The sequence below is a fragment of the Mahella sp. genome (genome assembly GCF_020054945.1).
In the GTDB taxonomy this organism is placed as follows: domain Bacteria; phylum Bacillota; class Clostridia; order Mahellales; family Mahellaceae; genus Mahella.
Map to the genome: position 1 here is coordinate 1 of NZ_JAIHAU010000028.1, position 24,634 is coordinate 24,634.

The 24,634-nt window shown below is 43.9% G+C and carries 23 protein-coding genes, 1 tRNA gene and 2 pseudogenes; 22 read left to right on the top strand and 4 right to left on the bottom strand.

Annotation, left to right across the window (positions count from 1 at the left end; translation table 11 throughout):
- A partial coding sequence (locus JG770_RS10655) for a hypothetical protein (protein ID WP_363320949.1) occupies nt 1-181 on the top strand: 181 nt, incomplete at its 5' end.
- Nucleotides 182-186: 5 nt separating this feature from the next.
- On the opposite strand, the pseudogene JG770_RS06685 reads toward JG770_RS10655, so the two are convergent.
- Nucleotides 187-1,438 (bottom strand): annotated as a pseudogene (locus tag JG770_RS06685) (type I restriction-modification system subunit M); the annotation flags it as partial.
- Between the two features lie 321 nt (nt 1,439-1,759).
- On the opposite strand from JG770_RS06685, the gene JG770_RS06695 reads away from it, so the two are divergent.
- Genes JG770_RS06695 through JG770_RS06705 form a run of 3 tightly spaced genes read left to right on the top strand, consistent with a single transcriptional unit; the run spans nt 1,760 to nt 5,219 of the window.
- Nucleotides 1,760-2,755, top strand: a complete 996-nt coding sequence (locus JG770_RS06695) for a MoxR family ATPase (protein WP_291956881.1) — start codon at nt 1,760-1,762, stop codon at nt 2,753-2,755.
- 14 nt (nt 2,756-2,769) lie between these two features.
- Nucleotides 2,770-3,897, top strand: coding sequence for a DUF58 domain-containing protein (locus JG770_RS06700; protein WP_291956829.1), 1,128 nt, complete (start codon nt 2,770-2,772; stop codon nt 3,895-3,897).
- Nucleotides 3,894-5,219, top strand: coding sequence for a DUF4129 domain-containing protein (locus JG770_RS06705; protein WP_291956831.1), 1,326 nt, complete (start codon nt 3,894-3,896; stop codon nt 5,217-5,219). The genes JG770_RS06700 and JG770_RS06705 overlap by 4 nt, the downstream gene beginning before the upstream one ends.
- Here JG770_RS06705 and murC read toward each other — a convergent pair whose 3' ends face one another.
- Nucleotides 5,220-6,629 carry a UDP-N-acetylmuramate--L-alanine ligase gene (murC, locus tag JG770_RS06710; RefSeq protein ID WP_291956834.1) on the bottom strand — a complete coding sequence of 470 codons (1,410 nt, stop codon included), beginning with the start codon at nt 6,627-6,629 and terminating at the stop codon, nt 5,220-5,222. It abuts the gene before it with no gap.
- A gap of 240 nt (nt 6,630-6,869) precedes the next feature.
- Here murC and JG770_RS06715 point away from each other — a divergent pair, with 240 nt between their 5' ends.
- Together JG770_RS06715 and JG770_RS06720 are read left to right on the top strand one after the other, a co-directional pair.
- Complete coding sequence (locus tag JG770_RS06715) at nt 6,870-7,298, top strand: NlpC/P60 family protein (protein WP_291956837.1); 429 nt, start codon at nt 6,870-6,872, stop codon at nt 7,296-7,298.
- A 99-nt stretch (nt 7,299-7,397) separates the two neighbouring features.
- Nucleotides 7,398-8,369 carry a putative sulfate exporter family transporter gene (locus JG770_RS06720; protein WP_291956840.1) on the top strand — a complete coding sequence of 324 codons (972 nt, stop codon included), beginning with the start codon at nt 7,398-7,400 and terminating at the stop codon, nt 8,367-8,369.
- Here the strand turns inward: JG770_RS06720 and JG770_RS06725 are convergent.
- On the bottom strand, nt 8,358-9,281 hold the full coding sequence (locus tag JG770_RS06725; RefSeq protein ID WP_291956842.1) for a selenium metabolism-associated LysR family transcriptional regulator: 924 nt from the start codon (nt 9,279-9,281) through the stop codon (nt 8,358-8,360). The two genes, JG770_RS06720 and JG770_RS06725, sit on opposite strands and share 12 nt — an antisense overlap.
- A 169-nt stretch (nt 9,282-9,450) precedes the next feature.
- Here JG770_RS06725 and JG770_RS06730 point away from each other — a divergent pair, with 169 nt between their 5' ends.
- From JG770_RS06730 to JG770_RS06770, 9 genes are all read left to right on the top strand, one after another.
- Nucleotides 9,451-10,089, top strand: a complete 639-nt coding sequence (locus JG770_RS06730; RefSeq protein WP_291956845.1) for a methyltransferase domain-containing protein — start codon at nt 9,451-9,453, stop codon at nt 10,087-10,089.
- Nucleotides 10,090-10,267: 178 nt separating this feature from the next.
- Entirely contained in the window at nt 10,268-11,584 is a 1,317-nt protein-coding gene (locus JG770_RS06735) for a radical SAM protein (protein ID WP_291956847.1), read from the top strand.
- A gap of 13 nt (nt 11,585-11,597) precedes the next feature.
- Nucleotides 11,598-12,866 carry a thioredoxin-disulfide reductase gene (gene trxB, locus JG770_RS06740; RefSeq protein WP_291956850.1) on the top strand — a complete coding sequence of 423 codons (1,269 nt, stop codon included), beginning with the start codon at nt 11,598-11,600 and terminating at the stop codon, nt 12,864-12,866.
- Nucleotides 12,867-12,870: 4 nt separating this feature from the next.
- Entirely contained in the window at nt 12,871-13,623 is a 753-nt protein-coding gene (locus JG770_RS06745; protein ID WP_291956853.1) for a DUF5714 domain-containing protein, read from the top strand.
- 125 nt (nt 13,624-13,748) lie between these two features.
- Nucleotides 13,749-14,558 (top strand): pur operon repressor, encoded by an 810-nt coding sequence (gene purR, locus JG770_RS06750; protein WP_291956855.1) that lies wholly within the window; start codon nt 13,749-13,751, stop codon nt 14,556-14,558.
- Between the two features lie 86 nt (nt 14,559-14,644).
- Nucleotides 14,645-14,905 (top strand): septation regulator SpoVG, encoded by a 261-nt coding sequence (spoVG, locus tag JG770_RS06755; RefSeq protein ID WP_291956858.1) that lies wholly within the window; start codon nt 14,645-14,647, stop codon nt 14,903-14,905.
- A gap of 140 nt (nt 14,906-15,045) precedes the next feature.
- Nucleotides 15,046-16,431 (top strand): bifunctional UDP-N-acetylglucosamine diphosphorylase/glucosamine-1-phosphate N-acetyltransferase GlmU, encoded by a 1,386-nt coding sequence (gene glmU / locus JG770_RS06760; protein ID WP_291956860.1) that lies wholly within the window; start codon nt 15,046-15,048, stop codon nt 16,429-16,431.
- Nucleotides 16,431-17,381, top strand: coding sequence for a ribose-phosphate pyrophosphokinase (locus JG770_RS06765; RefSeq protein ID WP_363320950.1), 951 nt, complete (start codon nt 16,431-16,433; stop codon nt 17,379-17,381). Before glmU ends, JG770_RS06765 begins: the two co-directional genes overlap by 1 nt.
- 18 nt (nt 17,382-17,399) lie before the next feature.
- Complete coding sequence (locus JG770_RS06770; protein WP_291956865.1) at nt 17,400-18,065, top strand: MBL fold metallo-hydrolase; 666 nt, start codon at nt 17,400-17,402, stop codon at nt 18,063-18,065.
- Nucleotides 18,066-18,116: 51 nt separating this feature from the next.
- Here JG770_RS06770 and JG770_RS06775 read toward each other — a convergent pair whose 3' ends face one another.
- Nucleotides 18,117-18,449 (bottom strand): carbohydrate-binding protein, encoded by a 333-nt coding sequence (locus JG770_RS06775; RefSeq protein WP_291956867.1) that lies wholly within the window; start codon nt 18,447-18,449, stop codon nt 18,117-18,119.
- Between the two features lie 149 nt (nt 18,450-18,598).
- On the opposite strand from JG770_RS06775, the gene JG770_RS06780 reads away from it, so the two are divergent.
- The 7 genes and pseudogenes from JG770_RS06780 to JG770_RS06810 all read left to right on the top strand — a co-directional run bounded on the left by JG770_RS06780 (nt 18,599) and on the right by JG770_RS06810 (nt 24,475).
- Nucleotides 18,599-18,686: transfer RNA gene (locus JG770_RS06780), tRNA-Leu, on the top strand.
- 70 nt (nt 18,687-18,756) lie between these two features.
- Complete coding sequence (gene rodA / locus JG770_RS06785) at nt 18,757-19,860, top strand: rod shape-determining protein RodA (RefSeq protein ID WP_291956868.1); 1,104 nt, start codon at nt 18,757-18,759, stop codon at nt 19,858-19,860.
- 23 nt (nt 19,861-19,883) lie between these two features.
- Nucleotides 19,884-20,315 carry a methylglyoxal synthase gene (mgsA, locus tag JG770_RS06790; RefSeq protein ID WP_291956870.1) on the top strand — a complete coding sequence of 144 codons (432 nt, stop codon included), beginning with the start codon at nt 19,884-19,886 and terminating at the stop codon, nt 20,313-20,315.
- Between the two features lie 58 nt (nt 20,316-20,373).
- Nucleotides 20,374-21,204 (top strand): M23 family metallopeptidase, encoded by an 831-nt coding sequence (locus tag JG770_RS06795; RefSeq protein WP_291956873.1) that lies wholly within the window; start codon nt 20,374-20,376, stop codon nt 21,202-21,204.
- Nucleotides 21,205-21,222: 18 nt separating this feature from the next.
- Nucleotides 21,223-22,092 carry a site-2 protease family protein gene (locus tag JG770_RS06800; protein WP_291956875.1) on the top strand — a complete coding sequence of 290 codons (870 nt, stop codon included), beginning with the start codon at nt 21,223-21,225 and terminating at the stop codon, nt 22,090-22,092.
- Between the two features lie 14 nt (nt 22,093-22,106).
- Nucleotides 22,107-23,817 (top strand): annotated as a pseudogene (locus JG770_RS06805) (TIGR03960 family B12-binding radical SAM protein).
- The gene (locus JG770_RS06810; RefSeq protein ID WP_291956877.1) at nt 23,795-24,475 is read left to right on the top strand and encodes a TIGR03936 family radical SAM-associated protein; all 681 of its coding nucleotides are present in this window, start codon (nt 23,795-23,797) and stop codon (nt 24,473-24,475) included. Before JG770_RS06805 ends, JG770_RS06810 begins: the two are co-directional and overlap by 23 nt.
- The last annotated feature ends 159 nt before the right edge of the window (nt 24,476-24,634 follow it).

Genomic DNA, 24,634 nt, shown 5'->3' on the forward strand with positions numbered 1-24,634 from the left:
TGTTCATGTCGGCCGTATTGCAGTACGCCATCGACCGAGTTTCAGACTAAACGGCTTTGACGTACACCCGAAGTATTTAAAGTTGTTACAGAGAAACGACGGATATGAATATCAAATATTTAACACAAAGGAGGAATACCGCATTCCTCTCGCCGCTAAAGTAGCGAGCCCCCTGCGGTAATTTATCGTGGAAACGGAAAGGTTGTAATCCTGTTCCGCAATCTTGCTATTTGGAACAAGCTTAGCAAAATACTCAATATCTTTCCGATCTTTGAATGCGTTAAGAATCGTATCAATATTTTCATCTGTCAACTTATTGTTGTTGGTTACCTTGACAAATTCTTTTGACGCATCAATAAACAAGGTGCTGTTTTCTGATTTAGACTTTTTCAGCACCATGATGCAGGTGGCGATGCTGGTGCCAAAGAACAGATTATCTGGCAATTGGATGATGCAGTCGATATAGTTATTGTCAACAAGGTACTGACGGATTTTCTTTTCTGCGCCGCCACGGTACATTACGCCCGGGAAACAAACGATGGCCGCTACCCCGTTTGTTGCAAGCCATGAGAGACTGTGCATGACAAAAGCAAGGTCTGCTTTGGATTTAGGTGCCAACACGCCTGTCGGAGAAAAACGGGGATCGTTAATTAAAATCGGATCACTGTCACCTTTCCATTTTATTGAATATGGAGGATTGGAAACGATAGCTTCAAAGGGCTCATCGTCCCAGTGTTGCGGATCGGTAAGCGTGTCGCCCAAGGCGATATCGAACTGATCATAGTCGATGTCATGCAGGAACATATTTATGCGGCAGAGGTTATAGGTGGTGATGTTGATTTCTTGACCGAAGAAACCCTGCCGTACATTTTCTTTTCCCAGGATTTTGGCAAACTTTAGTAATAAAGAACCTGAACCGCAGGCAGGGTCATACACCTTATTGACCTCGGTTTTTCCTACCACGGTAAGCCGTGTAAGCAGTTCAGATACCTCTTGTGGTGTATAATATTCACCACCGCTTTTTCCTGCATTGGAAGCGTACATGCCCATCAAGTATTCGTAAGCATCTCCGAAAGCATCTATAGTATTATCCTTATAATCCCCAAGTTTCATTTCAGCAATAGAATTTAATAGTTTAACCAGCTTCTCATTACGTTTTGCCACAGTGCTGCCCAACTTGTTGCTGTTAACGTCAATATCATCAAACAAACCTTTGAGATCATCTTCGCTTTCTGTTCCCCGCGCGGATGCCTCTATATTACTAAAAACCTTCTCCAGTGTTTCGTTTAAATTCTCAAAATTCAGTGTTACCGGCTTCCCATTCCCCGACGTTGACATAGGCAGTGATGTTTTCAGATATGTAGCGGTAAAACAGCATGCCTAAAACATATTGCTTAAAGTCCCACCCGTCTACGCTGCCCCTTAGGTCATTTGCCATATTCCATATCGTGCGGTGTAGCTCTGCACGTTCCTGTTCTTTTTTATTGTCTGCCACTTCACTGTTTCCTTCCTTCTCATTGCACCATATACCAATTCCATAAATATCTGCAATATTTACTTTAAGTGCTGAACATACTTTTATTATACCATCCTCTTTTTTTGAATTCTATATTAATAATAGACGGTGAATCGGTTTTTTTCATCTTTTTTTGCCGCCTGTCTGCCAAGATGTTTTATGGAATTAGTTAGACTTCACAAAATTCGGCGTTGAACCTTTATTTTTTATAATTCTACCACATATCCGCACAAATGTGCTAAAATAGATAAGAGAAAAGAGATGTTGGAGGTCCTTTTTATGCGACTAGATGAAATAAAGTCATTGGCGGATAGGATAAAAGCCAATATTTCCCGGGTTATAGTGGGCAAGGGCGATGTGATGGATTTGGTACTGACGGCATTGATAGCAGGCGGCCACGTTTTGCTGGAGGATGTACCCGGTATGGGCAAGACGATGTTGGCCAAGAGCCTTGCCCGTTCTATCGACGCAGAGTTTAAGCGTATACAATTTACACCGGATTTACTGCCTTCTGATCTTACAGGCATAAACTTTTACAATCAAAAACTTGGCGAATTCGTGTTCCGGCCGGGTCCGATATTTTCTCAGATATTGCTGGCCGATGAGATAAACAGAGCCACGCCGAGGACCCAGTCCAGTTTGCTGGAGTGTATGGAGGAAAAACAGGTTACTATAGATGGGGAAACCCATCTTTTGAAGCAGCCGTTCTTCGTTATAGCGACGCAGAATCCGGTTGAAATACAGGGCACATTTCCATTGCCGGAAGCGCAATTGGATCGATTTTTGATGAAGATAAAGCTAGGTTACCCGACGTTGGAAGAGGGTAAGGAGATATTGAGCCGTTTTAATGGCGATAATCCGCTGGATTATATGGAAGCTGTGGGCAATGCTTCGCATATAGCCGATGCGCAGGCGAGCTTTAGCGCGGTATTTGTGAACGATGTTATAAAGGAATATATACTGAAAATAGCCGAGGCTACGCGCCAACACCAGGGAGTGGCATTAGGCGTCAGCCCGAGAGGGTGTCTGGCCATAATGAAATCGGCTCAGGTATGGGCGATATTAAAAGGCAGGGATTACGTATTGCCCGACGATGTGCAGGATATCGCTGTTCCGGTGTTGAGCCACCGTATTATTCTAAAGGGCAATGCCAGAGTAAGAGGAACGGCGGCCGAAGAGATAATACAAGGAATACTCGAGGGAGTACCGGCGCCTACAGAGGACCTTCAGGAAGCATAAGGAACGTGAGTTATATGGAGTTTGTTTGGCTTATCATAGCGCTGGCTGTCGTGGTCTATGCCGGAGATCGATTGTTTTCATATTTTGCGTTGAAACGTGTCGCTTATATGTGCCGATTTGAGCGCGAGGCTGCCTTCGAGGGTGAGAGCGTGAGGCTCATAGAGCAGCTTGTAAACGATAAACCCCTGCCCATATTGTGGCTAAAGGTAAGATTGCAGATGCCGCTGACGTTAAAATTTGAAAATACCGCTTTTGTGGATATAAGCGACAAACAGTATTACCAAAGGCTGTTTTCATTGCTTGGCTATCAGCAAGTGACGTGCAGGCATGTGTTGAATTGCGTTAAGCGGGGCTATTACGTCATAGACGATGTGGATATGATATCGGGGGATATATTGAGCGGGCGGCGCTGTTATGAAAGAGTACCGATGAATATGCATTTTTCAGTCTATCCGCGTTTTATAGATGTGGACGACGTGCTTATACCGGCGAGGCTCATAAATGGCGATATGATAGTTAAGCGCTGGATAATAGAGGATCCGTTTCAGATAGCAGGATTCAGGGATTATATGCCGACAGATAGCTTGAATAAGATCAATTGGCTGGCTACCGCCCGCCAGCAAAGGCTTCAAGTCATAAAACACGATTTTACCGCTTCTTCAAGTATGATTATAATGTTGAATGTAACCTATAAATCATCTTGGGTAAATTATAATGTGCTTGAGCAAAGCATAAGGCTGTGCGCTTCGCTGGCTCAGGAAGCTGTGGATAACGGTATACCTGTGGCGGTTATCAGCAATGGACTGCTCAAGGGCTATGATGATGCCATTCACATGGAAACGCCTCTTGGATGCAGCAATGAACACATGACAGGTATATTGGAAGACTTGGCCAGGTTGACTTTTGAATATGAGGATGATTTTTCTGTTTTTTTGAGCGGTGAAATAGAGCAGATACCATATAACGCGGATATCCTTATATTGACGTCGTATATCGACGACGATCTGGCGGCAGCCATAGTTGATATCGATAAAAGCCGTATATCGGTGCGTATGGGTTTTATGGAGGATGTCGATTGGGAACGCTATGAGTTGAACGATGTGGATGTATATACTATAACCGAGGAAGGGGCGATCAAATGACAGCGTTTTTAAAACGCAATGGTTTCAAAACGTTAGAAGCAATCGCGGAATTTCTGATATATATGCCATGGATGTTTTGCCTGTATTATGTTTTATTTGGCGATACGCGATTTTTTGATTTCCTTCCCCTTGAAATTTTATTCTTGATGATGGGCTTGTTTATAACCGATTACCTTATAGCAAAGCACAAAGCCATATACAAGATATCGGCCTATATGATAGGCGCAATACCGGTTGCCATAGCGGTGTTATTGCTGGGCATATATGTTGACCCGTTTTTTGCCGCGGTGTACGCTCTGTATCTTATAATATGTTATATGCGCGGTCTGGCTTTTGCCACGCATGATATGAGGGTTTCGTATAGCCAGAGCAAGTTTATGTTTGGCGTAGGCGCGCTTATGGCGGCCTTTGCTTTATCTGTGTATCTTGGATATTTGAGATGGTTTAGCGGTTATATAATATGGTGCGCGGTGATTTTTATAGCCATGTCCATTATAATACTGAATCAATTGCAACTGGTTCGCATGCTGGATATGATGAATGCCGAGGCATATGCCACGCATAGGGATGTGAGGTTTAGGAATTTCATATTTTCGCTGATAATAATAGGGCTTATAGTGTTCATATTCGAGATCAAAGCTATAGTGCAATTTTTATCATTGCTGGTAACATATATAGGCGATGGCTTAAGGCATGTGCTGCTTGTAGTGATACAGTGGCTTATAACATGGCTGAACGGTTTATTCGGACCTTCGGAACAACAGGGAGCCGCGCCTCCTATGGATTTCAGCCAATTTGCCGACAATACGGCTTCTCCTATCGCGAATATCATAAGGACCATTATGGAAGTATTATTTTACGTTGTGGCTATAGCTATAACAGCTTTTTTGGTTTATCAATTGATCAAAGCGCTGGCGAGATGGATTTCGTCGATGATGGAAAGATATACGGCTGGGGATGAAGAAAGGAGCTTCATATTATCGTTGGACGATATAGTGGATCGAAGTTCATCGTTAGGGCAAGATATAAGACGGCGTATGAGGCGCGCGCTGAGGCATTTTGAAACGCCTCAACAGCGCATACGTTTTTTGTATGCCCAGACTATAAAACGCTTTGCCGATAAAGGCTATGAAATAAAACCGCAGCAAACGCCCGATGATATTCATTCATCGATAAGCGGTCTACAGCCTGGCGCAGATCCCGAGTTTAAAGAACTGACCGAACTATATGATAAAGCCCGCTACAGCCATCACAATGTGAGCGACGAAGAAGCGGTGCGTGCCAAACGATACAGGGATAGGCTTTTCAGGATGAAATTATAACTATATGATTTTGTCAATTATCATCGAATGTTCCAAAAGGTCATCGCCTATTTTATATACATCACCGGCACCCATGGTTATTATTATATCTCCCGCTTGGCAGTTGTCAAAGATATAACGCTCGATAGAGCTGAAATCCTGCATATAAATCGCATTTTGACCTGCTTGATTTATCCTCAGGGCCAGATCTTTTGAATTTATGGAGCCATCATCAGCCTCCCTCGCAGCGTATATGTCTGTGATGATAAGATGGTCTATTCCGTAGAATGCCGACGCGAATTCGTCCAGTAAAAGCCTGGTACGCGTGTAGGTATGAGGTTGAAATACGCACCATATATGGTTATGCGGGTAATGCAACGCCGCTTGTATGGTAGCCTTTATTTCTGTAGGATGATGCGCATAATCATCTATGACAGTCACGCCTTCCTTTAACTGTCCTTTGACTTCAAAACGCCTGTGCGCACCCTTGTAAAGGCGTAAAGATTCTTTTATCATTTCAATATCTATACCGCATAAATCGGCTACCGCCACGGATGCCAAAGCGTTATATATGTTATGCCGTCCGGGTATGCTGAGCGAAAAACGTCCCATATTCAGCCCGCCGCAGTATATATTAAACGACGGAAAGCCTTTTTTATCAAAAGCTATGTCAGCGGCGGTCCAGTGTGCCGGTTTATCTATGCCATAGGATATTGCCTTGCCGGGCATATCGTTTAATAGTCGCTCTACAAGCGAATCATCTATGCACCCTACCACATAGCCATCATCGGGCGTTAATTTGGCGAATGATAAGAATGCATTATATATCTCATCCAAATCCTTAAAATAGTCGAGGTGATCCCTCTCTATGTTTAAGATTACCGCTATATACGGATAAAATTTTAAGAAACTTTCTACATATTCGCATGCCTCGGTTACAAAATACTGACTTTGCCCTACGCACACATTACCGCCTATAGCGTCCAGTTCGCCGCCTACAAGTACAGTGGGATCCAGACCGGCATTCTGCAATATAATGGATATTATGGAGGTGGTAGTGGTTTTACCGTGTGTGCCGGCAACAGCTATACCTTTGCCATAATTTTTCATAATTTGTCCTAAAAATGTGGCCCTATCCACTGTCGGAATGCCAAGCCTATCGGCCTCATTGAGTTCTGGATTATCATTATGTATAGCCGCTGTGTAAACTACCAGATCAGCGCCATTTACATTATCTGCTTTATGTCCTATATATACAATAGCGCCGGAATCAGAGAGTTTTTGGGTTAAAGTCGAAGCCTTTATGTCAGAACCCGTAACTATGCAACCCTGCCGGAGGAGTATTTGGGCCAGGCCGCTCATGCTTATGCCGCCTATGCCGATGAAATGAATGTGTTTACCCTTTAGCTCTTCAATATTTATATTATTCATAATACAAAGGTTAAAAAACCTTTAGCACGTCCCTTCATGATGATTTTATATTATATTATTACCCATTTGATATAGTCGATACCGTGTTTTTCGGTCTACGAACATTATATGTATCACGTGCTTATTATACCACATTGCCGGATAATAAAATAGATGCTGCTGTTGAATATTTCACAGATTGGTATTTGGCGAATAAGATATTATTAAAGATTAAAAATATATTGAATTGAGGTATTTCTGATGAACCAAAGCGTGTCGCGGGAGAGTTTACTTCAGGTTATAGACAAATATAAGAGCGTGCCTTTTGTCCATAACGGGCGTTCCATGGATGGATTGGATTGCCTTGGGTTCGTAGTGTTGTTTTACAAAGAATTTGGCATATATATACCGGACAGCGACGGCAGTGCTATAGGAGAGCGGTGGTTTCGCGACGATCCCGAACGGTATATACGCGGTATAAAGGCATTGGACGGTGAAGATGTGGGTATGGAACAATTGCAACCCTTGGACCTGGTGTACTTTACATTACGCCGGCATATAATAAATCACACCGGCATTATGATAAGTAAGAACGAATTCGTACACATGTTTCCTAAAAAAGGGCTTATGATAAGCCAATTCGATCGATTCTGGAAGATGCGCTTTAGAGGCGGCAAAAGGCTTGTATAAGTTTTGCTTATCGATGCCATAAGTTATCTTTATTTTACAATCCTGCTGCGATGCAGTATATTGTTTAATAATTACTGCATAAACGGAGGATTTATTTTTATGTTAATGGGTTTGATTATGACATTGCTCATCGCACTTGCATCTAAGCTGTTGGTAGGTTTACCTATACTTTCGGTGATGGGCACTATGGTTACCGCAATAGTATTGGGAATGATATGGAGGGCTATGATCGGTGTGAAACAACAAGCCCAAGTCGGTATAGATTTTTCGGCAAAAAAATTATTGCGGTTAGGAATAATATTAATGGGGATACGCCTTGATATATCCGATATATTGGCTGCCGGCCCCAAGGTGGTATTAATGGCCGTATTAGTAATAAGCTTTGCTATGCTGCTGATACCGCGGTTGGGAAAGCGTTTCGGCGTAGATACGATATTGGCTGTACTGGTAGCATCAGGTACTGCTATATGCGGAGCTGCGGCTATAGCCGGCGTAGCCCCCATGGTTAAAGCTGATGAGCAGCGCACAGCGGTATCCATAGCTATCATAGCCATACTTGGTACGGTTTTTACTTTTGCCTATACGTTTTTGAATTCTGTCTTCACTATACCTGCATATACATACGGTATATTATCTGGTTCTACGCTGCATGAATTAGGACATGTTATAGCAGCTTCCTCAACGGGCGGGCAACAGAGTATGGATATAGCATTGATTATAAAGCTCACGCGAGTAGCGTTTCTGGTTCCTGTGGCTTTTATATTGGGCATAATATTTATGGACAAAGACGACAGGAAGAATATAGGCTTCAGGGATCTGCCTATACCGTGGTTTGTATTGGGTTTTATAGCTTTTAGTATTATCAATACGATTGGTATACTTTCTCCATCGGTCATTGATTTTTTTACTCAGGCCAGTGTGTTTATAATGACTATGGCTATGGCTGGTTTGGGCCTCAATGTCGATTTTAATGCTTTTGGCAAAATGGGGGGACGAGCGCTGGGTATGGGAATAATCGGCTCTGTAGCGTTAAGTGTCTTTGGCGGTATCCTAACGATGTTACTGTTTTAAGGGCATATCGATCAACAATTGTTTCCATTTAATGTTATGTACAAATTCAACGAATACTGCGGATGCTGGAGTTAAAGCTACATGAACAGGTAATAGAGTGTAAAAATATCGTCTCATGTCTAAACCTTTTATAGTAGCAGCTTTTAAAATTCCGGCTTCAATCTCTTTTATAACTGTACATTGCGATATTATGGAACAGCCTAAACCAGCCTCTACAATTTCTTTTATGGTCTGAGTGCTGCCCAATTCCATGGCTATATTGAACTGCTGCAGCTCTAAACCGGCTGCTTTCAATTGTATTTCCATGATACGTCGGGTGCCTGAACCTGGCTCGCGCAGTATAAGCGGCATACTTTTGAGCTGCTCAAGCGATATGATATCGTCGGAAATCTGCTTATTGTTTGGTGATATTATAGCCACAAGTTGGTCTTCCATAAACGGCTTAAGCTGTAGATCAGGGTTGTCTACCGGTCCTTCTATCAATCCCACATCTATAGTTTTATTCAGCATTCGCTGTGATATATCATAGGTATTGGCTACCGAAAGGGCTATATTGATATTAGGATACATACGCTTGAATAATACCAGAGCTTTGGGTATCACGTATTCCCCTATAGTTAAACTGGTCCCTATTGATAACGGTCCTGTAATGGTTTCTTTCATCTTCATTAAAGCCTGCTGGGATTGGCCATAAAGCGTTGCGATTTGTTCGGCATAGTGGCGTAAAACACGTCCGCTTTCGGTTAATGTTACTTCTTTATTGTTTCTTTCGAACAGCTTTGTGCCATAAAGGCTTTCCAGCGCTTGTATATTCATGCTGACGGCCGGTTGTGTCATATGCAGCGATTTTGCTGCGTTGGAAAAACTGTGATGACGGGCAACAGCTAAAAATATTTCCAATTGATTATCCATAAGGTTCACCTCAAAAAAAGATTTAACAATATTTTATTATATACCCGATCGATTAAGCAATAAAATTCTTTTCTTCATACTTTACATTTATCACAATGGGTGATATACTTATATCAATCTAATCCCTTTACCATAGGGGGGTATATTTCATTGCAAGGATGGTATTAATATGGACATAAAAGAAGCTGTTAAACAACGCTATGCTGATGAGGCATGTTGCGACGACAATCTAAGCTGCGGCGGTCAAAATGTATACCTGGTCGACTTAAAGGCTGGGCAATGGCTGCTCGATATAGGCTGTGGCCGTGGCAGCGATGTGCTTAAAGCGGCTGCTCTGGTCGGTGAACAGGGCAAGGCCGTAGGGGTGGATCTCTCGCCGGATATGATAAAAGCGGCTGCCACAGCAGCGGAGCAACAAGGCGTGAGTAACGTTGAGTTTTATCAAGGCGATGTGGAAGCGTTGCCTTTGCCGGATAGCGTTTTCGATGCGGTTATAAGCGATTGTGCTATAAATCATGCACTGGATAAAAAGCGCGCTTATGCGGAAATATTTCGCGTATTAAAGCCGCAGGGCGTTATGGTAGTATCGGATGTGGTGGCGTTGGAGACGCTGCCTCAAGAGATAAAGGATGATCCGGCGGCATGGGCGGACTGTTTCGGTGGGGCCATAAGCGAAGAGGACTATATAGATGCTGTAAAAGCAGCAGGTTTTGCTGAAATAGATATGCTCAAACGTCGGGAGTACATCAAAAATGGATACAAGATGGCAAGTATTACCTTGAAAGCTGTAAAGGAGGTGATATCATGAAGGCCATAACAAAGCAATCGAACGCTTGCTGCACACAGACCAAGGCAGTAGCTCAGTGCTGCTCCAAGTCTTCCAAGCTCATGGCAGGTTGCCACGACTAATTTACGTTATTGCGGCCGGAGCGGCTTCAACATCATCGCTGCGGCCGCCACCTTTTTAAGTTTTTTAGGAGGATGATATGTACTGGAGCAAATACAATGTTGTGATACCGCATGGAGATAAATATGCTTTAATAAATCCATTGGCAGGCAGCTTTGATATCGCTGATAAAGATGAGATACAAGCGCTCAGGGATGGCATAGCCGATATGGATCTTATGGATTATGCTGTATCGCGCGGTTATATATATGATGACGAGCAACAAGAGAAGGCGGCCTTGGATGCGGCATACAGCGAATTTCAGGATATAATGGCGACTTCTCAAACCCAGGTATTATTGATACCGACCTATGACTGTAACTTCTCGTGTATATATTGTTATGAAAGCGGCGTGGCTGGCAGGAGCGGTATCATAAGCCGCGAGGCTGTAGACGCCTTCTTTGATGATATGGAGTATAGGCTGGGCGATGAAGCGGTTAGACCGTATATAACCCTGTTTGGCGGTGAGCCGTTACTCAACCGTCCGGGGCAGAAGGATATTATTGCTTATACAATAGACAAGGCAGCCGATAATGCTTATGAGATAGCCGTAGTGACAAATGGTTATTATCTGGCGGATTATTTGGATATATTATCTCGAGCACATATAAGGGAAATCCAAGTAACCTTGGACGGGCCGCCTGAAGTCCACAACCGCCGAAGGCGTCTTAAGGGCGGGCAGGACAGCTTCGATACCATTATGGAAGGCATAGCGGCGGCTATAGATAAAGGCATGCCCATAAACCTGCGCGTGGTTACTGATAAAGATAATATAAACGATTTGCCTCGTTTAGCGGATATATTGGAGCATAGGGGCTGGTTGGATTTGCCGCCGGAGCGTTTTAAGGTGCAAATCGGACGCAACTACGATCCGTTTAATTGTTTCGGAAATAACGACAGCCTTATGGACAGGGCGCAGTTATGGGCGGATTACACCGAGCTATCCCATCAATATCCTATATTGAAGAAGTTTCATCAACCCGAATTCAAGGGCTTGAAGCAAGCTATCGAAACCGGCAGCATGTACGCGCCTACATTTGATACGTGCCCTGCCGGCAAGAAAGAATGGGTATACGATTTATATGGAGATATATATGGCTGTACCGCAGCTAGCGGTAGAGAGGAATATAAATTGGGAACATACTTCCCTGAGTCGAAGATATTTGAAGATAGATTGGAACCATGGCGCCGTCGTGATATCCTTCACATAGAACAATGTGCATCCTGTCCTGTAGGTATGGTATGCGGAGGGGGATGCGGTGTCATGGCTCACCAGAGGTCTGGGGAGGTACTGGCGCCCGATTGTGAACCCATAGCCGATATATGGGAATCGGCATTAAAATATTACGATATATGACAGGAGGCTTAATATGGTTAGAGAAATAAACGCGGATCAATTTGATGACGTGGTTTTAAAGGCCCAAAAACCGGTTTTAGTGGATTTCTACTCGAATGATTGCCCGCCTTGTGCGGCATTAAAACCCATATTCCACCGTTTGGCCGAAGTTTACGGCGAGTATATGGATTTTGTGGAGATACACAGACAGGACAATAAACAACTTGCACTGAGCTTAAATGTTAAAAGCAGCCCCACGCTATTATTTTACAAAAATGGTCAAGAAGTTAATGACAGGTTGAATGGCTATATAAGTAAACCGATGTTGCGCAAGGCCATAGAAAATGTGACCGGCGTATCGTTGCTGGATAAACCGCCTAAAGAAATCGACTGCGATGTGCTTATACTTGGAGGCGGCCCTGCCGGGTTATCGGCCGCTTTATATGCAGCCCGATCAGGCTTGGATACCGTATTGGTGGAGCAGGACCTTATAGGCGGCCAGGCGGCCAAAACCTTCATTATAGAGAATTACCCGGGTACCGACGGCCCTATAGAAGGCAAAACTCTCACAGGCCATATGGCTGATCAGGCGCGCAGTTTCGGAGCGAGATTGGAGGACCTTAAGGAGGTGCTGGATGTAAATCTGGATCCATCGCGCCGTTATGTTCGCACAGAGGATACGCTTTATCGTCCTAAGGCCGTTGTAATAGCCACGGGCGCTGAGCCGCGCAAGTTGCCGGCGACAGGTGAGGATGTATTCCGCGGAAAGGGTATACACTATTGTGCCATATGTGACGGGGCTATGTACGAAGGCCGGCATGTGGCGGTGATAGGAGGAGGTAATTCGGCGCTGCAGGAGGCTCTATACCTGTCCCGTATAGCCGAGCGCGTGACTATAATACATGAATTCGATGATTTTCAGGGTACAAAGATAGCGCAAGAAAAGGTCTTTAGCACGCCCAATATAGATGTCATATGGCATTCACATGCTATAGAAGTACTGGGCGATGGCATGGTAAACGGCCTTAAGTTGAAAAACCTCAGCAACGGCGAAATAACTTCAATACCGATAGACGGCGTTTTTGTGTACATCGGTACCGCGCCTCACACCGATATGTTCAAAGGACAGATCGCCATGGATAAGTACGGTTATATGCTAGCCGGCGAGGATATGAAAACGGATGTAAGCGGTGTATTTGCGGCCGGAGATGTGAGGCAAAAAGCCGTACGGCAGGTGGCTACTGCTGTGGGCGATGGCGCTATAGCAGCCATAAACGCCGAGAGATATTTAAACGAGGTATGATGAGATGGCTATGGATATACAAAACGATGCCTGCGGCAGTGCGAGCTGTTGCTGCCAGGATGAGCAGATAAAGACCACCGATTGCATGGTATGCGGGCATCCATTGATCTATTCATCGCAGCCTATCGTTATGGCGTGCAGCTATTGCGGCAAAGAGCAGCAAGCGTATATTTTCTGCCCGGATGGGCATTACGTATGCGATGAGTGCCATGCCAAGGACAGCCTGACCATTATAAAAGAATATTGCATTTCCAGCACTACTGCAAATCCGATGGAATTAGCTGAAACCATCATGGCCGATATTCGCATACCGATGCATGGTCCGGAACATCACGCTCTGGTACCTGCTGTACTGGTGGCAGCTTACAGGAATTTGACCGGTAAGGTAAGCGATAACGATATAGAGCAGGCGTTGGAGCGAGGCAGCGGCGTGCCGGGCGGAGCTTGCGGTTACTATGGCGCTTGCGGAGCCGCTGTCGGTTTGGGCGTGGCTGTCAGCGTTATATTCAAAGCCACGCCGCTTACGCCGCTGAAGCGGTCTCATGCTAACAGGATTACCGCTCGTGCGTTGGATGCCATAGCCGACGACGGGGGTGCTCGCTGCTGCAAACGCGCGGTAAGGCGGGCGATAGAACAGGCTGTGATCTATTTCAAGGATGAATTGAAAATAGAGTTCCCGCTTTTTGACAGCCCGCATAACTGCATTCACAGCGTGCGTAACAGAGAATGCCTGGCAAGATGCGTTTATAAGAATTGAGTTGCTATCTGCAACGCAAAATCGTAAAAATGGAAATAAAATACCTCTGGAAAAAATACCGAATATGAATTAAAATATAAAATATATAGATAATGTTCGGAAAATGATTCTGGAGGTATTTTATTTTGCAAGAATTTAAAAGGAACGAGCGCATCAGTATTATAACAAAGATATTGATAGAGCATCCCAATCGCGTATACGGTTTGGATTTTTTCGTAGATATGTTTAAAACCGCTAAATCCACTATAAGCGAGGATATAGCCATTATAAAAGATGCTATGGCAAAGTCGGGTATGGGTGATATATATGCGGTATTGGGAGCGGGCGGCGGCATTCGATACGCTCCCGATATGCCGCATGAGAATAAACTCGTTTTTGCAAATGGGTTAGCCGAAATGATGTCTCAACCTGACCGCATAATACCCGGCGGATACATTTATATGAACGATATCATATACAGGCCGGATTTAGCCGATACTATAGGGCTTATATTGGCGAGCTATTTTGTGAAAGAGGATTTAGATTATGTAGTGACGGTGGAGACCAAGGGTATACCTCTCGCTATGGCAGTCGCACGCCAATTGGCTAAGCCCTTGCTTATTGTAAGGAGAGAGAATCGCGTCACCGAAGGATCAGCTATAAGTATAAATTATGTATCGGGATCTTCAAGGCGTATACAAACTATGTCACTTTCAAGGCGCTCCTTATCCTCGGGTTCCCGAGTGGTATTCATAGATGACTTTATGAAGGCTGGGGGCACTGCCAAGGGCATATTAGATTTGATGAAAGAATTTGGGGCTGAAGTGGTAAATAATGGAGTGTTGGTAGCTACATCTACACCTCTTGATAAATTGGTAGATAAATATATAGCATTATTTACGTTATATGGCATTGATGAATTCACTGGCAAAATAGATATTCACTCAAATTTATGAAAATTTTAAAATCATGCAGGAAAATATAAAGATATGGCGAATATTATAAAAAGAAGTATAAGCATCATGTAGAGGAGTGAATTGATGTGAAGATAACAGATATACGTCTGCGGAAGATCGATAGCGATAGCAAGATGAAGGCTGTGGCGTCGGTAACCTTTGACGATGAATTCGTAGTCCACGATATAAAGGTCATCGAGGGGCAGAATGGTCTATTTATCGCTATGCCGAGCCGTAAGCTATCGGACGGGGAATTCAGGGATATCGCTCATCCAATAAACTCACAGGCGCGCGAAGTCATTCAAGCGGCTATAATAGAGAAATATAAGCAGGCTATGGAGGCATAAAGGTTCTGAACTATTAGAGGGTCTATAATAGTAGGCTCTCTTTTTATGTGAATTGCTTGAATTCTCTGTAAACTTGCTCCTAAGTCGTATTAAATGTATAATAATAAAGGTTTTTTAATAATCGAAAGGAGCGATTAGATTTGGATGACTGCATGGCACTGATATTGGCGGCAGGCCAGGGCGTGAGGATGCGTTCTGCCATACCTAAGGTACTTCATTCTTTATGCGGTAAACCTATTATAAGCTATATTGTTTCAGCGGTAAAAGATGCTGGCGTAGAAAAATGCGTTGTTGTAACCGGTCCGGGCGGCGAAAGCATAAAAGATGTCTTGGGGGACGGTTTGGACTATGTATATCAAGCCGAGCGGTTAGGAACCGGACACGCCGTTATGATGGCACGGCATTATCTAAATGGCGACCGCAAATACGCTTTGGTATTGCCGGGCGATGTGCCTTTGATAAAAAACAGCACATTGAGATGCTTGTACGATACAGCACGAGAAGGCGGATATGCGGCCGTGGTACTGACGGCAGTAATGGATGATCCGAAGGGTTACGGCCGGATAATACGAGATAGTCAAGGCAATGTGGCTGCTATAGTGGAGGATAAGGATGCTGACGAATCTCAAAAAGCCATAAAAGAGATAAATTCCGCCATATATTGTTTTGATGCCGATGTCTTAAATGGCGCATTGGATATGATAGATAATAACAATGCTCAACATGAATATTACCTTACCGATGTTTTAGCGGCGATGGCTAAACAGGGTTTAAAGGTTGGTGCCGTAACAGTAGAGCAGCCTGAAGAAGTTATAGGTATTAACGATAGGGTACAGTTAGCACGGGTTGAAAGGCTTTTGAGGAGTGAAATAGCCGTGCGTTGGATGACGGAGGGGGTAACCATAATAGATCCATCATCGGTATACATCGATACCGATGTCAGGATAGGGCAAGATACGATTATTTATCCCGGCAATGTATTGGAACAGGGCACCATAATAGGACGGCAATGTATTTTATATCCTAATAGCCGCTTATCTAATGCCATAATAGGCGATAGAGTTACCATTCAATCCTCTGTTATAATAGATAGCGAAGTAGGCGATGATACCACGGTAGGCCCGTTCGCATATTTGCGTCCGGGGACGCGCATAGGTAGGGGGACGCGCATAGGTGATTTTGTGGAGATAAAAAATTCTACTATAGGCGATGGTACCAAAGTTCCGCATTTATGTTATGTCGGTGATGCGGATGTGGGTAAGAAAGTGAATTTTGGGTGCGGGTCTGTAGTGGTAAATTATGATGGTGTGCGCAAATACAGGACAATTGTAAAGGATAATGCATTCATAGGCTGTAACGCTAATCTGGTATCCCCTGTGGAGGTGGAAGAAAATGCATATATAGCGGCAGGATCCACTATCACCGATAAAGTACCGGCCGGAGCATTGGCTATAGCACGGGCAAGACAAGTGGTTAAAGAAGGTTGGGTGGCAAAAAAATTTAAGAAGGGAACGGAAGAAGAATGATGTCCAGATCGACAAATATTAAGATTTTCACAGGCAATGCCAATCCTGTATTGGCCAAAGAAATAGCGGATCATATAGGTGTGCCCATGGGCGATTGTCTGGTCACTACATTCAGCGATGGAGAGATATCGGTTAATTTTTTTGAAACGGTAAGAGGATTCGATGTATTTATAATTCAGCCCACATGCGCACCGGTAAATAACAATTTGATGGAGTTGCTCATAATGATCGATGCCTGCAAGAGGGCTTCGGCCGGTATGATAACCGCGGTAGTGCCGTATTATGGGTATGCCAGGCAGGATAGAAAGGCTAAGGCCAGGGATCCCATTACAGCCAAACTTGTAGCTGATCTGTTGAGTAAAGCTGGGGCTGATCGTGTGCTGACAATGGACTTGCATGCGGCTCAGATACAAGGTTTCTTTGACATACCGGTGGATCATCTGCTGGGCGTGCCTATTTTGGCTCAATATTTCTTGGAACGTGATTTTGTCGGAGATGATCTGGTGGTAGTGTCGCCCGATCTTGGCAGCGTGACGCGTGCCAGAGGGTTTGCGCATAAGCTGGATGCCCCTTTGGCTATCATAGATAAACGCCGGCCTAAGGCCAACGTGGCTGAAGTAATGAATATAATAGGCGATGTCAAGGGCAAACGGACTATATTGATCGATGACCTCGTCGATACTGCCGGCACGCTGGTCGAAGGTGCGGCGGCTTTGATCAACAATGGTGCTAAGGAGGTTTATGCGTGCGCCACACATGGTGTGCTGTCAGGGCCTGCCATAGAGCGATTGCAGAATTCTGTCATAAAAGAGTTGGTTATCACCAATACTATTCCTTTGTTGCCCGAAAAGCAATTGGATAAGATAAAGGTTTTATCCGTGGCACCTTTGTTTTCCGAGGCGATAGAGCGTATATATGAGCATTTGCCGGTAAGCGTGCTGTTCGATTAAGGAGGTATAAACGCTATTATGAAAATACGATATTTAGGGCACTCTTGTTTTCAGATAGAATCATCTGATGGTATAAAAATTGTTACCGATCCATACAGCCCTATGGGTATCAAAATGCCCGGGGTAAAGGCGGATATAGTTACATCCAGCCATAGCCATTATGACCATAACTATTTCGAGGGCGTAAGCGGGGATTTTGTTGTGGTGAATACTGCGGATCCTATACAGGTAAAAGGCATAAATATACGGGGATTGCAGACGTTTCACGATGATGAGAATGGCAAAAAGAGGGGTAGAAATATAATCTTTGTGATAGAAGCAGACGGCATTAATGTATGCCATATGGGTGATCTAGGGCATAAATTGACAAAAGAGCAGATCAATTCCTTGGGCGATGTGGATGTATTACTTATACCGGTGGGAGGATTCTTTACTATAGGGCCTGAGGATGCTGCGGATATCGTAAAAGCCATAGCGCCTAAAATAGCTATACCTATGCATTTTAAGCCTGATATACCTCAAAATGTAAAATTTGAACTGCCTATAGTGGATGCAGAAGAATTTCTATCATTGCTCAACGGCAATAGATACACTAGCGATACATTGAGCATAGATAAAGAGCATCTGCCGCCGCCTACGCGGGTTATACAGCTCGTTTCAGCAGCCGAATTACAAAATATATAGAAATTTGAGGATAAACAGAGGGTGGCTTATTTCCGCCCTCTGTCCGATAGTTTATCGTCGGCTGCCGTTGTGAATCTCATAGCTCCAATTATGACCGTAGTTGTTGTCCCAGCGGGAGTTATTATCCTTAAAGCATATGTTGAATCGGCCACCGTGCTTTATATCTACTGTTCCTTGCCAACCATTAAACGAGTTTTGTAATTTTACGTCCTGAACGTCCTGCCAATTGTCGTTAGGACCGTATCCTATATGGGCATAGATATCCTGTGCTTGCTCATCGGCCAAAAAGCCCTTATAACGTATGATTACGCGCTCACCCGGTGTTATAGGCACGGGTTCCACAGCAATGGCGTCGGAAGTGCTTATATCATTATTCGATACCATAATCTAACCTCCTCTATAGAATATAGAAATTTTGTAAGCATAATTATAAGCTACATATATAGTATTGCTTAGCGAGAGGCATTTTAAAACATAGCGAAATTTTGCATATTGACAGTCAACACCTGCTATCGTATAATATTTAGTGTGAAGCCGAAGTGGTGGAATTGGCAGACACGCTACTTTGAGGGGGTAGTGAAGGATTTCTTCATGCGGGTTCGAGTCCCGCCTTCGGCACCACTTTAATGATGTTGTTAAGAGAAATGAGCTGCTCTGTCAGCTCTTTTTTAATATTACGGGAGAAAATTTTATGGCAAACAAAAGGTTTATTAAATATATAGATTACAGCCTGATACTAGCTGTTACGGCTATAGTATTCGTAGGACTATTTGCTATAAGCAGTGCCACAGGGGCTCATGACAGTGGGGATTACAGCACGGCTCGTATGCAGCTCATATGGTTCATAGTAGGCTTTATAGCTATGATAATAGTCATCAGTGTAGATTACAAAACCATAGGTGATATGGCTGCTTATATATATCTCTTTTGTCTGATGATGCTGGTGACTGTATTGCTTTTTGGCAAAGAGGTACACGGATCGAAAAGCTGGCTGGGTTATGGAGGACTGGGTATCCAGCCGTCGGAATTTGCTAAACTAGGCGTTATAATAATGCTGGCTAAAGTGATATCATCGTATGAGGATGGTATAAGTACCTTGAAGCAGTTTGTAACTGTGCTTATATATATAGGTATCCCTTTGGTATTGATACTCAAACAGCCCGATCTCGGAACGGCTCTAGTGTTCATTGCTATAGCTTTGGGCATGTTCATCATAGGTGGTATAGACTATAAGTTCATGCTGACATTAATAGGAGCCGGAGCTGCCGCCATACCGCTGGCATGGCAATATGTTTTGGAGGATTATCAAAAGGCTCGTTTACTAATATTTTTGGACCCATACAGTGACCCCATGGGGGACGGCTTCAATGTCATACAATCTATGATAGCCATAGGTTCTGGACAGATTACCGGCAGAGGTCTGTATCGCGGCAGTCAAAGCCAGCTTAATTTCGTCCCTGAGCAGTATACCGACTTTATATTCTCGGTGGTCGGCGAGGAATTGGGATTTATAGTATGCGCCTCACTGATAGCATTATATGCGTATATTATATTTAAGAGCATAAGGATTTCTTTACATTCCAAGGATAGATTTGGGATGCTCATGGTTATAGGTATAGTATCTATGCTGGGTTTCCAAATATTCGAAAATATAGGTATGACTATGGGTATAATGCCCATAACGGGCATACCGCTGCCGTTTATGAGTTATGGTGGCAGTTCATTGTTTACTAATATGATAGCTCTCGGGTTGATATTAAATGTCGGTATGAGGCAGCATAAGATAAAGTTTTAATGAGAGGGGCATCGTGAGCTTTTATGAACATCGCTTTGATAGCGCATGATAAGAAAAAAGACGATATGGTGAATTTTTGCATAGCATATAAGGATATATTGAAACATCACAATCTCTGTGCCACAGGTACTACCGGCGGATTGGTTATACAGGCTACAGGGCTTAATGTTCATCGCTTTTTATCCGGGCCGTTAGGCGGAGACCAGCAGATAGGCGCCAGAGTGGCATATAATAAGATCGACCTCGTTATATTCTTAAGAGATCCGCTTACGGCGCAACCGCATGAGCCTGACGTAAACGCCTTACTCAGATTATGCGATGTGCATAATATACCTTTGGCCACCAATATGGCCACGGCTGAAGCCTTGATAAAAGCCTTAGACAGGGGGGATCTTGACTGGCGTTTGGTAGTAAATCCTCCCGGCAGAGATGATATATATTCCGAAGACATATAAGCGCTGTTATATTCCTTCCTTGTTGTAAATATAAATAGAATAGCGAGGAGGAATATATATGGATGAACAAAGCAATACAGCGCCGAGAAGCATAGAGGATATACTGGCCGATATGAATTCCGATCGGCATCGCTGGCATAACGATATCGCCAAGCCGGTTTCAACCTATGAGGTTAAGGATGAACATTCCGATAAGTGGCGTAAGCTGCTTACTAACATAGGCATATGCATAGTAATAGTAGCATCCATACTTTTGCTTAAAAGTATAAATGCCCCTTTTGCGAAGCAGATTACCGGTTGGGTGACCGCCGCTTTTACTACTGACATCGATATAAAGGATACGGTAGGACAGCTCAAGTTCGTTCAGGATATATTGCCGGAATTCCAACAGCAGGTCGAGAGGGTTTTCAGCGATATAAACGGTGAAACGCCGGCTCAGCAAACCGATGCTGCGGTACCGCCGGTTATAGACGGTGAACAGCGCATAGATATGATAGCGCCTGTCAATGGACAGGTGACGTCGAAATTCGGCAAGAGGGTCAACCCAATATTTCAGAAGGAGGAGCTGCATACCGGTATAGATATAGATAGTCAGGCCGACCAACCTGTGGTGGCAGTAGCCGACGGCACTGTGATCGAAGTGGGGGAAAATAGCACCGAAGGCCGTTATGTACGCATAAAACATTCGGAGGAAGTGGAAACGCTCTATGCTCATGCTGCCGAAATTTTAGTAAAACAAAACCAGCAGGTGCACAAAGGTGATGTCATAGCTAAAATCGGAGACAGTGGCTTAGCCACGGGCACACATCTTCATTTTGAGGTATGGTATAAAGGTCAGCCGGTAGACCCCTTGGAGTGGATAAATATCAAAAATCAGTCATCTATTTAAAGGGGGGCCGTTATTCAGTTGAAAATAGGCAGTTTCTTAGGCATAGACATAATATTGAATCGATGGCTGATATTACTGATGATTATAACGGCTCTTATGGGCTATGTTTATCATGTAGCCGTATTGATAGCCGTTATATTTATACATGAAATGAGCCATGCGGTTACGGCAAGGGCTTTCGGCTTATACGTCAGCGATGTTGAGCTTATGCCTTTCGGCGGTGTGGCGCATGTGGAGGCATTATTTGAAGGCGATGCTAAAACCGAGTTAGCGGTGGCTTTAGCCGGACCGGTGGCTAACCTTATAATAATCTCGATTATAACGGCGTTGAATTCATACGATATGCTAGATTCGGATAAATGGGCTTATTTTATAAGCTGCAATGTCATATTGGCTGTATTTAATCTTCTGCCCGGCCTTCCGTTGGATGGCGGCCGTATCTTAAGAGCGCTGTTGTCGATACCTTTGGGTATAAAAAAAGCTACTGTAATGGCTGTAAATACCGGCAGGATCATAGCCGCGATTTTATGCGCGATAGGGATTTATATATTGATTTCAGGCACATTCAATCCGACCTTTTTGGTAATGGGTATTTTTATGTTTATGTCCCTGCATCACGAGAAACAAAAGGGGACATATTTAGCATTACAAGATATAACGCGCAAGAAAGAAACCATGATGCGCAGCGGCACTTTGCCCATTGTGGAAATAGCGTCGATGCCTTCGGCAACAATAAAAGATGTGATGCGCCATTTTATATCCAATAAATATAATGTGGTGGTAGTGATAGATAGAGACGGCAAGATAAAAGGATACGTGGGCGAGATACAGATCGTAAATGCCCTTATGGATTATGGACCTAATGTGATTATGAATAAACTGATATAAAAGAGGTAAAGATTTTGAGAAACAGAAGCATAGATAAGATACTGTTATCGGTGGAAAAGCCTGCGAGGTATATAGGAAATGAATATAATGCGGTACACAAAAATCTGGATTCGGTAGAAGTGAGATTCGCCTTCGCATTCCCTGATGTATACGATATAGGCATGTCCCATCTGGGTATACGTATACTTTACGACATATTGAATAAAAGAGATGATACGTTTTGCGAGAGGGTTTTTGCCCCATGGGTCGATATGGAGGAGCAAAGAACGCACAAATCACCATCCCTTTGTGCTGGCCGGCGGGCCGTGTGCCTATAATCCCGAGCCTTTGGCCGACATAATAGATTTCTTTCTTATCGGAGATGGCGAAGAAGCCATAAATGAAATAGTGGATTGTTATAAGACGTGGAAGCATAGCGGCGATACCGATAGGCAAAACTTTCTGAAGCACGTAGCATCTATAGAAGGGGTTTATGTACCATCGCTTTACGAGGTTTCATATAATGACGATGGCACTATAAATGCCATAGTCCCCAAGATAGACAGCCTCCCCCATATCATAAGCAAGCGCGTAGTAACGGATTTGAGCGGTGCCGCTTATCCCGAACGCCCTATAGTGCCCTATATAGATATAGTACATGATCGTGCGGTGCTGGAGATATTCAGGGGTTGTACAAGGGGATGCCGTTTTTGTCAGGCCGGCATGATCTATAGGCCTATACGTGAGCGCTCGGCTGATAGCTTGCTTGAATTGGCGGACAAGCTCATTAGAGCAACCGGATATAGCGAGATGTCGCTTTCTTCTCTAAGCACGGGGGATTACAGCCAGTTGGAACAGCTTGTAAAGATTTTACTGGAGAGGTTTCAGGATGAGAAAGTAGCATTGTCATTGCCATCATTACGATTGGACAGCGTAGATAAAAGCCTTCTGGAACGCATTCAAAGCGTAAAAAAGACCGGTTTAACCTTTGCGCCGGAGGCCGGTACCCAGCGCTTGCGGGATGTAATAAATAAGGGTATCACCGATGACGATATATTGCGTACCGTGAAATATGCCTTCCGACAAGGGTGGCAATCGGTCAAACTATATTTTATGATAGGATTGCCCACTGAAACCGATGATGATTTATATGGCATAGCCGAAATGGCCCGTCGCATATTGGACGTCTATTATTCCATACCTAAAGAGCAGCGCGGCAGGCATATAGATATTACAGTCAGCACGTCGTCTTTTGTGCCTAAACCGTTTACGCCGTTTCAATGGGATCCGCAGGATAAAATAGACCGCTTATCATATAAGCAGCACTTGCTACAACAGCAATTACGCATGAAACATGTGACGTATCATTGGAGCGATAACCGTTTAAGCTTCATGGAGGCGGTATTTGCGCGCGGCGACCGCCGCTTGGGAAGGGTATTGGCCGCTGCGTTGGCCAATGGTTGCCGATTCGATGCATGGACGGATTATTTTAATTATGAGGGTTGGCTTAAAGCTTTTGAACAATGCGGCATAGATCCTGAATTTTATGCCGGTCGAATTCGTTCCTATGATGAAGTGCTTCCATGGGATCACATAGACGCCGGTGTGTCCAAGGATTTTCTTATACGGGAGCGTGAGAGAGCGTTGAAAGGCAAGACCACTTTCGACTGCCGGCGTGCGTGTATAAAATGCGGTATGGAGCGATGGGAAGGGGTATGTGGTAATGCGAATGTTGATACGCTTTAACAAGGAGAACGATTTAAGGTTTATATCCCATCTTGATATGATACACGCTATGGAAAGAGCATTGCGCAGAGCCGATATACCGATGGCTTACAGCAAAGGATTCAGTCCCCATGCGAAAATAAGTTTCTCTGCGCCTACGCCGTTGGGAATACCTAGCTCAGCCGAGTATATGGACGTGCATTTGGTTAAACCATTATCCGCAGAAATTTTTGTTCAAAGGCTAAACAGTGTTTTGCCGGATGATATGCATGTGCTCGAAGCTATAGAAATGGATGATGATGTACCCGGTGTTCTTGGTAAAGCGGCAATAGGCTGCTATACTATACGGCCGTATGAAGGCGTTCAATGGATATCGCAATCGCATATCGATATGCTCATGGGTATGAATGACATTATTATGGAAAAGCGGACTAAAAAAGGTTTAAAAGAAATCAATATAAGGCCATGTATAAAAGAATTGATTTTAATGCAAGACGGGCAATATATAACTGCAAAGCTATTATTGCCGAGTGTAGGTGGTATAAATCCCGATATTTTGCTGAAAGCGTTTGACGCCTATACCGGCGCGGAATTGAATATCGACGATGTGGCTATCCATAAGGACGATGTATTGCTAGAGGACGGGTGCGCTATCATGGGAAATAATCTCCATGGATAAAATTGCAAATAAATATTTTGCGCAGGCTATTGACTAAGGCCATATAGCGTGTTACAATATTCAGGGGTGAAGCATGAATTTAAGATGAGCAATAAATCGGGCTTAGAGGGACACCGAAAATAAATTTTTTCTCAAATAAGAGCTGGATCAATTTTTGCC

Coding starts and splice junctions, on each gene's coding strand:
- mgsA (WP_291956870.1), top strand. CDS start 19,884: ATGAACATCGCTTTGATAGCGCATGATAAGAAAAAAGACGATATGGTG.
- JG770_RS06745 (WP_291956853.1), top strand. CDS start 12,871: ATGGCTATGGATATACAAAACGATGCCTGCGGCAGTGCGAGCTGTTGC.
- trxB (WP_291956850.1), top strand. CDS start 11,598: ATGGTTAGAGAAATAAACGCGGATCAATTTGATGACGTGGTTTTAAAG.
- JG770_RS06810 (WP_291956877.1), top strand. CDS start 23,795: ATGCGAATGTTGATACGCTTTAACAAGGAGAACGATTTAAGGTTTATA.
- JG770_RS06705 (WP_291956831.1), top strand. CDS start 3,894: ATGACAGCGTTTTTAAAACGCAATGGTTTCAAAACGTTAGAAGCAATC.
- JG770_RS06720 (WP_291956840.1), top strand. CDS start 7,398: ATGTTAATGGGTTTGATTATGACATTGCTCATCGCACTTGCATCTAAG.
- JG770_RS06795 (WP_291956873.1), top strand. CDS start 20,374: ATGGATGAACAAAGCAATACAGCGCCGAGAAGCATAGAGGATATACTG.
- murC (WP_291956834.1), bottom strand. CDS start 6,629: ATGAATAATATAAATATTGAAGAGCTAAAGGGTAAACACATTCATTTC.
- JG770_RS06725 (WP_291956842.1), bottom strand. CDS start 9,281: ATGGATAATCAATTGGAAATATTTTTAGCTGTTGCCCGTCATCACAGT.
- JG770_RS06715 (WP_291956837.1), top strand. CDS start 6,870: ATGAACCAAAGCGTGTCGCGGGAGAGTTTACTTCAGGTTATAGACAAA.
- JG770_RS06735 (WP_291956847.1), top strand. CDS start 10,268: ATGTACTGGAGCAAATACAATGTTGTGATACCGCATGGAGATAAATAT.
- rodA (WP_291956868.1), top strand. CDS start 18,757: ATGGCAAACAAAAGGTTTATTAAATATATAGATTACAGCCTGATACTA.
- JG770_RS06765 (WP_363320950.1), top strand. CDS start 16,431: ATGTCCAGATCGACAAATATTAAGATTTTCACAGGCAATGCCAATCCT.
- JG770_RS06730 (WP_291956845.1), top strand. CDS start 9,451: ATGGACATAAAAGAAGCTGTTAAACAACGCTATGCTGATGAGGCATGT.
- JG770_RS06700 (WP_291956829.1), top strand. CDS start 2,770: ATGGAGTTTGTTTGGCTTATCATAGCGCTGGCTGTCGTGGTCTATGCC.
- JG770_RS06770 (WP_291956865.1), top strand. CDS start 17,400: ATGAAAATACGATATTTAGGGCACTCTTGTTTTCAGATAGAATCATCT.
- JG770_RS06775 (WP_291956867.1), bottom strand. CDS start 18,449: ATGGTATCGAATAATGATATAAGCACTTCCGACGCCATTGCTGTGGAA.